12 protein-coding genes and 1 pseudogene are annotated in these 12,718 nt (G+C 63.3%); 10 read left to right on the top strand and 3 right to left on the bottom strand.

Translation table 11 applies throughout. The features are described from left to right. Both AC2FME_RS12165 and ubiA read right to left on the bottom strand, forming a co-directional pair. A pseudogene (locus AC2FME_RS12165) lies at positions 1 to 634 on the bottom strand (OmpA family protein); the annotation flags it as partial. A gap of 65 nt (positions 635 to 699) precedes the next feature. Then, positions 700 to 1,662: a 4-hydroxybenzoate octaprenyltransferase gene (gene ubiA, locus AC2FME_RS12160; protein WP_496712245.1), complete on the bottom strand. Its 963-nt coding sequence runs from the start codon at positions 1,660 to 1,662 to the stop codon at positions 700 to 702. A gap of 12 nt (positions 1,663 to 1,674) precedes the next feature. Here ubiA and AC2FME_RS12155 point away from each other — a divergent pair, with 12 nt between their 5' ends. The 7 genes from AC2FME_RS12155 (at position 1,675) to pheT (ending at position 9,801) form a co-directional block, all read left to right on the top strand. After that, positions 1,675 to 2,400, top strand: a complete 726-nt coding sequence (locus tag AC2FME_RS12155) for a 16S rRNA (uracil(1498)-N(3))-methyltransferase (protein ID WP_496687600.1) — start codon at positions 1,675 to 1,677, stop codon at positions 2,398 to 2,400. 157 nt (positions 2,401 to 2,557) lie between these two features. Next, a complete protein-coding gene (locus AC2FME_RS12150) occupies positions 2,558 to 3,085 on the top strand; it encodes a hypothetical protein (RefSeq protein WP_496681821.1) in 528 nt (175 codons plus the stop codon). Positions 3,086 to 3,162: 77 nt separating this feature from the next. Next, on the top strand, positions 3,163 to 4,533 hold the full coding sequence (locus tag AC2FME_RS12145) for a glutamate--cysteine ligase (RefSeq protein WP_496687603.1): 1,371 nt from the start codon (positions 3,163 to 3,165) through the stop codon (positions 4,531 to 4,533). 112 nt (positions 4,534 to 4,645) lie between these two features. Beyond that, the gene (locus AC2FME_RS12140) at positions 4,646 to 5,713 is read left to right on the top strand and encodes a Hint domain-containing protein (protein WP_496800554.1); all 1,068 of its coding nucleotides are present in this window, start codon (positions 4,646 to 4,648) and stop codon (positions 5,711 to 5,713) included. A 73-nt stretch (positions 5,714 to 5,786) separates the two neighbouring features. Further along, positions 5,787 to 6,860, top strand: a complete 1,074-nt coding sequence (gene pheS, locus AC2FME_RS12135; protein ID WP_496800553.1) for a phenylalanine--tRNA ligase subunit alpha — start codon at positions 5,787 to 5,789, stop codon at positions 6,858 to 6,860. Then, on the top strand, positions 6,857 to 7,408 hold the full coding sequence (locus AC2FME_RS12130) for a hypothetical protein (protein ID WP_170589399.1): 552 nt from the start codon (positions 6,857 to 6,859) through the stop codon (positions 7,406 to 7,408). Before pheS ends, AC2FME_RS12130 begins: the two co-directional genes overlap by 4 nt. Further along, on the top strand, positions 7,405 to 9,801 hold the full coding sequence (gene pheT / locus AC2FME_RS12125) for a phenylalanine--tRNA ligase subunit beta (protein WP_496800552.1): 2,397 nt from the start codon (positions 7,405 to 7,407) through the stop codon (positions 9,799 to 9,801). The genes AC2FME_RS12130 and pheT overlap by 4 nt, the downstream gene beginning before the upstream one ends. 46 nt (positions 9,802 to 9,847) lie before the next feature. Here pheT and AC2FME_RS12120 read toward each other — a convergent pair whose 3' ends face one another. Further along, positions 9,848 to 10,732, bottom strand: a complete 885-nt coding sequence (locus AC2FME_RS12120) for a LysR family transcriptional regulator (protein WP_496800551.1) — start codon at positions 10,730 to 10,732, stop codon at positions 9,848 to 9,850. Positions 10,733 to 10,816: 84 nt separating this feature from the next. On the opposite strand from AC2FME_RS12120, the gene AC2FME_RS12115 reads away from it, so the two are divergent. The 3 genes from AC2FME_RS12115 (at position 10,817) to mscL (ending at position 12,676) form a co-directional block, all read left to right on the top strand. Then, positions 10,817 to 11,449 carry a class I SAM-dependent methyltransferase gene (locus AC2FME_RS12115; RefSeq protein ID WP_170369849.1) on the top strand — a complete coding sequence of 211 codons (633 nt, stop codon included), beginning with the start codon at positions 10,817 to 10,819 and terminating at the stop codon, positions 11,447 to 11,449. 89 nt (positions 11,450 to 11,538) lie between these two features. Then, entirely contained in the window at positions 11,539 to 11,988 is a 450-nt protein-coding gene (locus tag AC2FME_RS12110; protein ID WP_005979113.1) for a YtoQ family protein, read from the top strand. A gap of 259 nt (positions 11,989 to 12,247) precedes the next feature. Then, positions 12,248 to 12,676 (top strand): large conductance mechanosensitive channel protein MscL, encoded by a 429-nt coding sequence (gene mscL, locus AC2FME_RS12105; protein ID WP_496681808.1) that lies wholly within the window; start codon positions 12,248 to 12,250, stop codon positions 12,674 to 12,676. Positions 12,677 to 12,718 lie beyond the last annotated feature (42 nt).

Below are 12,718 nucleotides of genomic sequence, written 5' to 3'. Positions count from 1 at the left end.
GGCCGGGCGGCGCGGCGCGGGTCAGTTCCTGTTCCAGCGTTTCCTTTTCTTTCCGGCTGTTGGCAATGGCCGTGATCTTGACCAGTTCGGGGCTGGCCGAGATCTTGGCCCGCGGGAGCCTCGACAGGGCCAGTACGGCATAGTCGATGGCGGCATCCCAGCCTTTGGGTTTGGGGTAGTCGGCGGTTTCCATCAGGTCCGATACCGAAACGCTTGTGTCCAGCCTTTGCAGCCGCTGCACCAATGCGTTTCGGTCGACGCTGGCCGGGATCAGGCCGATCACCGAAATGCCGCTGTCATTGCGCAGGATTTCGGCCGAGAAGCGCGGCGGCGCGAGGTCGGCGGTGGGCGCCACGTCCATCTCGTCGATGACGCGCGAAGTATCCACCTCGGATCCTGCGGCGGTCAGTGCGGCAAAGCGGGTGGCCTCGTCGGGCGCCGTGCCGGTCAGAACGACGCGCAGCCCGTCGGCCTCGACCTCAGCCCATTCGTGACCTTGCAGGCTCAGCGCCCTGCGTACGGCCAATTCCGAGTCTTCCTCGACCCGGGTCACGGCGAAACTGGCGGCCAGCAGGCAGAGGGCGGCCGACAGGGCAAAGACCACGGCTGATGTCAGGAAGTAGGGCAGGCGCATGGACGGGCTTCGATCTTCTCGGGCGATTGAGGTCGGGTTTTACAGGCTGCGGTACAGCGGTGCAATCACAGCAGCAATGCGACGCAAAGGAAGATGAGCGGAATCAGGCCGGTATCCCGGTTGGCGCGAAACAGTTGCAGCAGTTTCGCGTTGTCTTCGATGTCCAGCCCGCGCAGTTGCCACGCCATGTGCCACCCCATCGCCCACGGCCCGCCGATGGCCACGACCAGTGCCAGGAAACTGGCATCGGGCAGGGCGGCCTCGACGATGGCCAGCCCCATCAGCGCCACGGTCGCCACAAGGAAATACTTCAGCCATTTCGCGGTGTCGGTCCCGAACAGGCGCGCGGTGGACTTGATGCCGATCAGCTCGTCATCCTCGGCGTCCTGGTGGGCATAGATCGTGTCGTAGAACAGCGTCCAGGCGATGCCGGACAGGTACAGCAGGATCGCGGGCCATTCGACCGTACCGCGATGCGCCGCCCAGGCCAGCAGGGCGCCCCAGTTGAAGGCCAGCCCCAGAAATACCTGCGGCCACCACGTGAAGCGCTTGGCATAAGGATAGATCGTCACCGGCAGCAGCGACAGGACGCCCATCGCGATGGCCGCCTGGTTGAAGGTCAGCAGGATTGCCAGCGCCAGAAGGCACTGGATGCCCATCCAGATCACGGCCTGCCGCACGCTGACCTGACCCGAGGGGATGGGCCGCGAGCGCGTGCGGGCGACCTGCGCGTCGAACTTGCGGTCGGTGATGTCATTCCAGGTGCAGCCCGCGCCACGCATCAGAAAGGCCCCGGCCGCGCACCCCGCGGCAATCCAGAGGTCGCCCCACCGCGGCTGACCGTCATGCAGGATCGCCAGCGCCAGGCCCCACCAGCACGGTATCAGCAGCAGCCACGTCCCAATCGGCCGGTCCGCGCGCGACAGCCGCAGATAGGGGCGGGCAAAGGCCGGGGCGCGGGTATCGACCCAGTTGCCGGTAACGGCGTCGGCGACCTGACCGTCTGGTGTTGGGGCATTGCCTTGCATATGTAGGGTCTCATGAGTGCGAAGATCAGGCTGTATGTAGATCACCCTTTGGGTGCGGGGCAATCGGTTCCTTTGACGCGCGAGCAGGCCCATTACCTGTTCGGCGTGATGCGTCTGGCCGTGGGTGGGCAGGTGGCCCTGTTCAACGGCCGCGATGGCGAGTGGCTGGCGCAGGTGGCCGAGGCGGGCAAACGCGGCGGTACTCTGCGCTGTCTTGAACAGACCCGACCACTGCAACTGCCGCCGGACCTGTGGCTGCTGTTTGCTCCGATCAAGAAGGCGCGCACCGATTTCATCGTCGAAAAGGCGGCCGAGATGGGGGCCGCGAAGATCATGCCGGTCCAGACCGCCTTCACCAATTCCGAACGCATCCGCCAGGACCGTCTGCAGGCCCACGCGGTCGAGGCGGCCGAGCAATGCGGCGGCACCTTCGTGCCCGAGGTCTGCGACCTACAGCGGCTGGACAAGCTTTTGGACAACTGGCCCGACGGCCGCCAGCTGATGTTCTGCGACGAGGCCGAGGCCGGGTCGGCCCTGCGCCTGGCCGCGCAGGACAAGGGTCGGCCCTGGGCCATCCTGATCGGCCCCGAGGGCGGGTTTTCCGATGCCGAGCGCCAGCGGCTGAAGGATCTGCCGTTCACGCATGTGGTCAGCCTGGGGCCGCGAATCCTGCGGGCCGATACGGCGGCGGTGGCCGCGATGACCCTTTGGCAGCAGTCGCTGGGGGATTGGTCCTGATGTGGCGCCCGGCGCGGCTACGCGAACCCGCTGACGTCCGAAGGGCCGTGTTGTTTTTGGCTTCAAAAGCCGCCGCGCGTGCTTATGTTGCGATTGGGTTTGCCCCTGCCGGGACCTTTTCACTGGTCCTGTTCAGCGATCAGATGGAGGCCGCGTCATGAGTTTCATCCGACCCGAAGCCAAACTGGCCCTGTGGCGCTGGCGCGAGGTGCTGGCCGCCGGGTTCGTTCTGATCCTTGGCCTCAGCTGGATCGGCGGTCCGGGCGGGTTGCTGGGCTGGTTGGGCTGGGTGCTTGTGGTGGTCTCGGTCGCGCTGGCCGTGATCGGCATACAGCGCGCGCGGTTCCGGCTGGGCGCGGGCGGGCCTGGTGTGGTGTCTGTGGATGAAGGGCAGATTGCCTATCTGGGGCCGTTGGACGGCGGCATCGTCGCCACCCGCGAAATCGAGAGCCTGACGCTGGACCCCACCGCCAGCCCCGCGCATTGGGTGCTGCAGCAGCCCGGCCAGCCGCCGCTTCACATTCCCGTGAATGCCGAGGGGGCCGAGGCGCTGTTCGACGTGTTCTCGGCCCTGCCGGGGCTGCGGACCGAGCGGATGCTGTCGGAACTGAGGGCCGGGGCGTCGCATCCGGTGGTGATCTGGGAACGCCACCCCTCGCGTCCGGCACACATCCGATTGAACTGAGGATGCATTGACACCGGGGGAGATTGCGACCACCACTGACCCCCACGACTCGACACATCAGGATCGGAGCACGGTTCATGTCCATCCCTCAGTCCGGCGGCGGGCCGATCGAACGCCACGAACAACTGGCCGAATACCTAGCCGATGGCTGCAAACCCAAAAGCGAATGGCGCATCGGGACCGAGCACGAGAAATTCGGCTATTGCAAGGACACGTTGAAGCCGCTGCCCTATGAAGGCGAACGCTCGATCCTGGCGGTGCTGGAGGGGCTGCGCGACGGGCATGGCTGGACCCCGGTGGAAGAGGCGGGCAAGCTGATCGGGCTGGAAAAGGATGGTGCCAATGTCTCGCTGGAACCGGGCGGGCAGCTGGAACTGTCGGGCGCGCCACTTGAGACCATCCACGAGACCTGCGACGAGGTGAACGCGCATCTGCGTGACGTGAAGGACATCGCCGACAAGATCGGCGTGGGCTTCATCGGGCTGGGCGCCGCACCGATCTGGAAGCACGAGGACATGCCGCTGATGCCCAAGGGCCGGTATGTCCTGATGAACGACTACATGGAAAAGGTCGGCGACATGGGCCGCGCCATGATGCGCCGGACCTGCACGGTTCAGGTCAACATCGATTTCGGCTCCGAGGCGGACATGGTGCAGAAGCTGCGCGTGGCGTTGGCTCTGCAGCCGGTGGCGACCGCGCTGTTTGCCAACTCGCCCTTCTTCGAGGGCAAGCCCAATGGCCACAAAAGCTGGCGCAGCTATATCTGGCGGCATTTGGATGACGCGCGCACCGGCATGTTGCCCTTCGTGTTCGAGGACGGCTTCGGGTTCGAGCGCTACGTGGAATATGCCTTGGATGTGCCGATGTATTTCGTCTATCGCGACGGCAAGTATATCGACGCGCTGGGCCTGTCGTTCCGCGATTTCCTGCAGGGCAAGCTGCCCGCGCTGCCGGGTGAGACGCCGACGCTTTCGGATTGGGCCGACCACCTGACCACCGCCTTCCCCGAGGCGCGGATCAAGAAATTCATGGAAATGCGCGGGGCTGACGGCGGCCCGTGGCGCCGCCTGTGCGCGCTGCCCGCCTTCTGGGTGGGGCTGACCTATGACCAGTCCGCGCTGGATGCCGCATGGGATCTGGTCAAGGGCTGGGACGCCGAAACCCGCGAGGGGCTGCGCGTGGCCGCGGCCCGGGACGGGCTGCAGGCGCAGGTCGGCGGCATCAACATGCACGATCTGGCGCGCGAGGTGTTGGCCATTGCCGAGTCCGGCCTGAAGGCGCGGGCGCGGCCGGGTGCGGGTGGGCTTGTCCCGGACGAGACGCATTTCCTGAACGCGCTGAAGGAAAGCATCCAGTCCGGCAAAGTACCGGCCGACGAACTGCTCGAGCATTACCACGGCGACTGGCAGGGCGATCTGACGCGGATCTACCCCGAATACAGCTACTGACCGCGACCTGTTGCAATTAGGGGCCTGTTAGCCACTTTCCCGCATCGCGCCTTGTTCGGCGGCGGCGTTTGCGCGATATATTCGGGTCAGGTTTTCCGAGCGTGGTACTGACATGGCGCGTATCAGTGAGCTGCACTATTCCAATGCCTATGCCGCGAGTTCGGGCGTGTCCGAGTTCCTGGAGGTGTCACTTCGCCCGGACGAAGACCCGGCGGATTTCACCGTGTCCTTCTATCAGGCCAACGGGCAGGTCGGGATCGAAATTCCGCTGGACGATCCGGCCATTCAAGTCACCGTGGACCCGGACAACAACGAGATCGTCTATGTCATCTCGGCCGATGATTTCCCGATCCTCTTGACCGACCCGAATGGCGGCGGCCCCAACAATTACGAAGCCTATGCGCTGACCAACACCGCCACGGGTGAGGTGATCGATTTCTACGACATCGGTGGCGGCACGCAGAACATCGTCGCGGTCGATGGGCTGGCGGCCGGGGAAACCTCGGTCAACCTGCCGGTGCTGGTCGGGCCGAACCAGACCACGACGACCCTGCAGTTCAACCAGCCCGATCCTGACACGCTGACATATGGCCCCTTATCGCCCGGGGATACCGGGGCCGCCTGTTTCACGGCAGGAACCTTGGTGGATACCCCCGAGGGGCCCCGCCGGATCGAGACGCTGCAGCCCGGCGACACGGTCCTGACCGTCGATGACGGCCCCTGCCGGGTGCGTTGGATCGGTGGCCGCACGGTGCGCGGCGTGGGCCGGTTCGCGCCGGTGCGCATCCGCGCGGGTGTTCTGGGCGCCAAGACAGACATTCTGGTCTCGCCCCAGCACCGCATTCTGGTCGGCGGCTGGCAAGCCCAGCTTCTGTTCGGCGAGGATGAGGTTCTGGTCCCCGCCAAATCGCTGGTCAACGGCGATACCGTCACCGTGCAGTCCTGCGACATCGTCCGCTATGTCCACCTGTTCTTCGACCGGCACCAGCTGGTGACCACTTCGGGCCTTGTGTCCGAGAGCTTCTTTCCGGGGCAGGAGGCGCTCTTGGGGCTGGAACAGGAGGCCGCAAGCGAACTGTTTGCGCTGTTCCCCGAACTTCGGACCCATCCGCAGGGCTATGGCCCCACGATCCGCCCGGTCCGGTGTGATCGACAGGCAGCGGTTCTGCGCGCGACCTGATCGCGCGGCCCGGCCCTCTTGCTTTCGCGCGCTGCTGTGATAGCAGGACAGCAACAGAATTCAGGGGACCGTCATGGACGATCTTAAGGCAAAATACCTGGGTCAGATCGCTGACGCAGGCGACGAAAGCACGCTGGAAGCGATCCGCGTGGCCGCGGTGGGCAAAAAGGGCGAAGTGGCGCTGAAGATGCGCGAACTGGGCAAGATGACGCCCGAGGAACGCCAGGTCGCCGGCCCCGCGCTGAACGCGCTGAAGGACGAGATCAACGCGGCGCTGGCCGCCAAGAAGGCCGCATTGGCCGATGCCGCGCTGGATGAACGTCTGCGGACCGAGTGGCTGGACGTGACGTTGCCCGCGCGCCCGCGCCGCCAGGGCTCGATCCACCCGGTCAGCCAGGCCACCGAGGAGCTGACCGCGATCTTTGCCGAGCTTGGCTTTTCCGTCGCCGAAGGCCCCCGGATCGAAACCGACTGGTACAATTTCGACGCGCTGAACATCCCCGGCCACCACCCCGCGCGGGCCGAGATGGACACGTTCTACATGCACCGCGCGCCGGGCGACAATCGCCCGCCGCATGTGCTGCGCACCCATACCTCGCCGGTGCAAATCCGCTCGATGGAGAAGCAGGGCGCGCCGATCCGCGTGATCTGCCCGGGCGGCGTCTATCGCGCCGACTATGACCAGACCCACACGCCGATGTTCCACCAGGTCGAAGGCCTGGCCATCGACAAGGATATCTCGATGGCGAACCTGAAATGGGTTCTGGAGGAATTCGTCAAGGCGTTCTTCGAGGTCGACGATGTCGAACTGCGCTTCCGCGCCTCGCATTTCCCGTTCACCGAACCCTCGGCCGAGGTCGATATCCGCTGTTCCTGGGAGGGCGGCCAGCTGAAGATCGGCGAGGGCGACGACTGGATGGAGATTTTGGGCAGCGGCATGGTCCACCCCAAAGTGATCGCCGCCGGCGGGATCGACCCCGAGGTCTATCAGGGCTTTGCCTTCGGCATCGGCATCGACCGTCTGGCGATGCTGAAATACGGCATCCCGGATCTGCGGGCGTTCTTTGACAGTGACCTGCGCTGGCTGCGCCACTACGGGTTCGCGGCGCTGGATATGCCGACGCTGCATGGGGGGCTTAGTCGGTGATTTCTTGGCTAAGCTCGCTTGATGCTAAGGTTTTACAGGGACTATTAACACTGGCTGCGGCTGCTTCAGCAAGTATCACTGCGCTGGTGGTGGCGTTTTTTGCGTATCCTTGGCAAAGGCAAAGGGATCATGAGTTCGAGTTGCGGCGAGAGCAACGAACTTCGTACAGAGAGTTTCTTGGAGTAATGAATCGGCTCTTCACAGCCATAATAAGACAAGACGATGAAGAGGCTTCTCGAGAGCAAATGCACTTGCATCAGGTTGCTTCCGAGTTTCTGTGCTTTTCCTCCAAAGAGTCTGCCGTTGCGGCACGCGACTATATCAATGCTGTGCAAAAATATCGGAAGGCAACCTTTCAAAAATCGAAGCTGAAGCAAAATGATGCAGATACTTGGCGCAAGGAGCGAAGACAGGCTCGAGAAGACTGCGTAATCGCCCGAAGGAAAATGCTCTGCAAAATGCGGGCCGACTTGACCGGTGAAGATGCTTCATTCTCGGAAGGCATCATGCGCGCGCATTTCCCAACAGAAACGGGACTGGAAACATGAAATTCACCCTCTCCTGGCTGAAAGACCACCTGGACACCGACGCCTCGGTTGACGAAATCGCCGAGGCGCTGACCGATCTCGGGCTCGAGGTCGAAGAGGTCATCAACCCGGCCGACAAGCTCAAGGATTTTACCCTGGGCTATGTGAAACATGCCGAGAAACACCCCGATGCCGACAAGCTGCGCGTCTGCAAGGTGGACACCGACGAGGGCGAGTTGCAGATCATCTGCGGTGCGCCCAACGCGCGCGAGGGCATCACCGTCGTGGTCTGCAAGCCAGGCACCTACATCCCCGGCCTCGACACCACCATCAGCGTCGGCAAGATCCGCGGCGTCGAAAGCTTTGGCATGATGGCGTCCGAGCGCGAGCTGGAACTGTCGGACGAGCACGACGGCATCATCGAGCTGCCCTCGGGCGAGGTGGGCCAGCGGTTCGTCGACTGGCTGGCCGAGAACGACCCCGCCAAGATCGACCCGGTGATCGAGATCGCCATCACCCCCAACCGCCCCGATGCGCTGGGCGTTGCGGGCATCGCGCGCGATCTGGCGGCGCGGGGTCTGGGCAAGTTGAAGCAGCGCGACTATGCCCCGGTGCCGGGGGATTTCGAAAGCCCGATCAAGGTGACGATCGACGACGACACGCTGGATGGCTGCCCGCATTTCGCCGGCCGCCTGATCCGCGGCGTCAAGAACGGCCCCAGCCCGCAATGGCTGCAGGATCAGCTGAAGGCGATCGGCCTGCGTCCGATCTCGGCCTTGGTGGACATCACCAACTACATGACCTTCGACAGCAACCGCCCGCTGCACGTCTTTGACGCCGACAAGGTCAAGGGCAACCTGCGGGTGCACCGCGCCAAGGGCGGTGAGAAACTGGTGGCGCTGGACGAAAAGGAATACACGCTGCAGCCCGGCATGATGGTGATTTCCGACGACAACGGCCCGGAATCCATCGCTGGCATCATGGGCGGGCAAGAGACCGGCTGTACCGAAGACACGGTGAACGTGTTCCTGGAAAGCGCCTTCTGGGATCATGTCCAGATCGCGCTGGCGGGGCGCGCGCTCAAGATCAACTCGGACGCGCGGTACCGGTTCGAACGCGGGGTCGATCCGGCATACACGCTGGAAGGGTTGGAGCACGCGACCCAGATGATCCTGGATATCTGCGGCGGCGAGGTTTCGAAGGTGGTCGAAGCCGGCAAGGCGCCGGACCATTCGCGCGCCTATCGGCTGGATGCGGCGCGGGTGCAGTCGCTGGTGGGCATGGACATCCCCGAAAGCGAGCAGCGCCAGACCCTGACCCGGCTGGGCTTCCGGCTGGAAGGCGATATGGCCCATGTGCCCAGTTGGCGCCCCGACATCCAAGGCGAGGCCGATCTGGTCGAGGAGGTTGCCCGCATCGCTTCGCTGACCAAGCTGCAGGGCAAGCCGCTGCCGCGCGTCACGGACGGTATTCCCAAGCCGGTCATGACTCCGGCCCAGCGGCGTCAGTCGATGGCGCGGCGCACCTGCGCGGCGCTGGGGTACAATGAATGCGTCAGCTATACCTTCATCGATAGGGCCTCGGCCGCGCTGTTCGACGGCGGCGATGACGCGACAATGCTGGAAAACCCGATCTCGTCCGAAATGAGCCACATGCGCCCGGACCTGCTGCCCGGCCTGCTGCAGGCTGCGGCCCGCAACCAGGCGCGCGGCTTTGCCGATTTGGCCTTGTTCGAGGTCGGCCCCGTCTTTTTCGGCGGTGAACCCGGCGAGGAACGCACCCAGATCGCGGGCCTTCTGGTCGGACGGACCGGACCCAAGGATGTGCATGGCACCACCCGCGCGGTCGACGTGTTCGACGCCAAGGCCGATGCCGAGGCTGTGCTGGCCGCCATCGGTGCCCCGGCCAAGGTGCAGATCCTGCGCGATGGCGATGCCTGGTGGCATCCGGGCCGTCACGGCAAGATCTGCCTGGGCCCCAAAAAGGTGCTGGGCGTGTTCGGGGAACTTCATCCACGCGTGCTGCAGCAGTTGGATATCAAGGGTCCGGCCGTGGCCTTCACCATCTGGCCGGACGAGGTGCCGCTGCCGCGCAAATCCGGCACCACCCGCTCGGCGCTGGAACTGCGCGACCTGCAGGCGGTCGAGCGTGACTTTGCCTTTGTCGTCGATGCCGATGTCGAGGCGCTGACGCTTGTGAATGCCGCTGCCGGAGCCGACAAGGCGCTGATAGAAGAGGTGCGCGTGTTCGATGAGTTCATCGGCGGCAGCTTGGGTGAGGGCAAGAAATCTCTGGCCATCACCGTTCGTCTGCAGCCGACGGAAAAGACTCTGAAGGAAAAAGACATCGAGACGGTGGCGGAAAAGATCATCGCCAAGGTCACCAAGGCCACCGGCGGCGTTCTGCGCGGCTGAGGTGGCGTGAACCCGAAGTGACACGCGCGCCCGTGGCGCGCGTGTTTCATTTTGCGAAGAACTCCGCCAGCAGGTCAAAGACCAGCCGGATGCGGCGGCTGGTATGCAGTTCGCGATGGGTGGTCAGCCAGATCGGGAACCGCAGCGGCTCCATGTCGGGAAGCACACGCTCCATACCCGGCGTGGCATTGCCCACCGGCTCGGACATGGGCGCGATGCCAAAGCCCTGCCGGGCAAACTCCCACGCGACGATGCCGTTCTGCGACCCCAGCCGGAAGTTTTCTTCCGTGAGGTGCAGGCCGATCGGTTCGAAATAGGCGATCATCTGGGCTGTGTCGCCGAAACTGATGAACTCGTGCCGGGACAAGTCTGACAGTGATTTGGGACGTCCAGCGCGGTTCAGGTAGGCGGAGGCGGCATAGAAATGCCCGTCAGCCTCTTGCACCAGTTTTGCGATCAGGTCTGGCTGGTCGGGGCGGACATGGCGGATGGCGATATCCGCCTCGCGCCGCATCAGATCGCGGATGTCGTTCGCGGCGATCACGTCGATCCGCAGTTTCGGAGCCTGCGCGCGGATCTTGCGCAGCAGATCCGGCAAGATATAGGCCGACATCACGTCGCTTGCGGTGATCCGCACCTGCCCCTCGATCGACTGCGCCTGACCGGACGCCGCCAGCGCAATGCGATCTGCAGCTGCGCCCATGGTCCGTGTGTGCTCCAACAGCTCGATCCCGGCGGTGGTGATTTGAAGTGACCGGCCGACCCGCTCGAACAGCATCACGCCCAGGTCGGATTCAAGCGCGACAATCTGGCGGCTGAGGGTCGGTTGTGTCTGGTCCAATCGTCGTGCCGCCGCCGAAAGCGAGCCGGTCTCGGCCGTGGCCAGAAAGGCGCGGATATGGTTCCAGTCGAATTTGCGCGGATCATCCATGCATGAATGTATAAAGATTCTGCGAATTTCGGCAATTCACCTTTGAAACGCGTATCACTACCTTGCGCTCAAAGGAGAGCCGAAATGACCGCCACAGCCAAATTCTGGGATGGTATCGCCGAGAAATACGCGAAATCCCCGATCCGGGACATGGAGTCCTACGAGCACACGTTGCAACGCACGGTGTCCTATTTGAAGCCGACCGATCAGGTGCTGGAACTGGGCTGCGGAACGGGGCGCACCGCGCTTCGGCTGTCCCGCCATGCGGCTACGATCACGGCGAGCGATGTCTCTCCAGGCATGTTGGCCGTGGGGCAGAGGCTGGCCCAAGAGGAGCAGATCGAAAACGTCGTCTTTGTCGAGGCAGACGCGAACCGCCCCCCGAATGGGACTTTTGATGTGGTAATGGCGTTCAATCTGCTACACCTGATCCGGGATCTCGACGCGACGCTGGCCGGGGTCCATGAGGTGTTGAAACCCGGCGGCCTGTTCATTTCAAAAACGCCGTGTCTTGCCCAAGGTGGTTTGGGGTTCAAGTTCGGCTTGCTGAAGCTGCTGCTGCCGGTCATGCAGCTTTTGGGCAAGGCGCCATTCGTCAGCCAGTTCGACATCAAGACGCTGGAAACGACCATTGAAAGGGCCGGGTTCGAGATCATCGAAAGCGGGAATTTCCCGGCGAAACCGCCCTCGCGCTATCTGGTGGCCCGCAAGCTGTGAAACCAGCGCCGCATCGGCAGGCAACTTCCGCGTTGGGCTTTGCGGGATTGGGCAGTAAACAGGGCCAGAAGCAAAATGAGGAGGCTGCAATGGGATTGAATGTCTACCTGTCGGGCGAGATCCACACGGATTGGCGCGAACAGATCATCGAAGGCGCGCAAGGGCTGGACGTCACGTTCAACAGCCCAGTGACCGATCATGCGGCCAGCGACGATTGCGGAGTCGCCATTCTGGGGGCCGAGCCGAACAAGTACTGGCACGACCACAAAGGCGCGATGGTCAACGCGATCCGAACCCGCAAGGGGATCGCCGATGCCGATGTCGTCGTGGTGCGGTTCGGGGACAAGTACAAACAGTGGAACGCGGCTTTTGATGCGGGCTATGCTGCCGCCTTGGGCAAGTCGATCATCGTGCTGCACGGCCCCGAACATCAGCATGCGCTGAAAGAGGTCGATGCTGCCGCGTTAGCGGTGGCCGAAGAGCCGCGCCAGGTGGTCGAGATCCTGCGATATGTTCTGACCGGGAAGCTGCCCGGTTGACCGGAACAGAGGCTGCAGCCCGACACGTGTTCGGTATGTTTACAGGCTGGCCGCGGCGACAGTCGGCAGGCCGGGCTGCATCTCGGCCCGGAGGATTTTGGTTCTGCAATTCGGCCGTGCGCCCCAGGCTTGAACGATGCCCAAAAGATGCATTTTGGGGAAAAGTTTGTGCTGTTTCCCATGAAATACTGCACAAGGTTCGTGGAAAAGAGATATCGAATGATGCGTATATGCGCGAATTGAAACGCACGGGGACGAAATGCTCGAGGAATTCAAATCATTTGTTGCCAAGGGCAATGTCATGGATATGGCTGTCGGTATCATCATCGGGGCAGCTTTTACCGCAATCGTCACTTCGCTGGTCGGCGATCTGATCAACCCGCTCATCGGGCTGTTCACGGGAGGCGTCGACTTTACCAACAACTATGCCGTTCTGGCCGGCGATGTTCCGGAAGGTGCCAGCCTCGAGGCTGCGAGGGAAACCGGCGCTTCGATTTTTGCCTATGGGGCGTTCATCATGGCGGTCATCAACTTTTTGATCATCGCCTGGGTGGTCTTCCTTCTGGTCAAGATGGTGAACCGGGTGAAGGATGCCGCTGCGAAACAAGAAGAGTCAGCGGAAGAGGCGCCGGCAGGACCCAGCGAGTTGGATATTCTCATGGAGATCCGCGACGCTTTGAAAACATAAGTGCGCTTTCGGCAACCCGTTCGGGGTTGCCGTTCCGAAACA

The sequence above is a fragment of the Ruegeria sp. BHSC026 genome, assembly GCF_059613065.1.
The sequence above is the reverse complement of the archived record's forward strand: the minus strand, read 5'-3'. Positions and strand labels throughout refer to the sequence as shown.